General features: G+C 55.6%; 1 pseudogene. It reads left to right on the top strand.

What is annotated here, in order from left to right:
• Positions 1–241: pseudogene (locus ACYP03_RS27705) on the top strand (YtjB family periplasmic protein); the annotation flags it as partial.

Below are 241 nucleotides of genomic sequence, written 5' to 3'. Positions count from 1 at the left end.
CATCGGCCGCCAGCAGCTGGTTCAGCCGGTGATGACCGATGAGGGTCAGGTGGTCGGCTTTATCCGCCTGACACTGGAACACGGCAAACTGGTCCAGCACGCGGCCGATCAGATTGACAGTATGACCAACACAGTACGCGGAATGTTACTGGTCGCGCTGTTTATCGGTTTTATTCTGGCTTATACCTTCGGACGCCGAAAAGACGTGTGGCATTTTCCGTTTCTGCTGACGGCCAATGCC

This window comes from Photobacterium sp. R1 (genome assembly GCF_054600795.1).
Note: the sequence above shows the minus strand (reverse complement) of the source record. Positions and strands in the feature narration are given on the sequence as shown.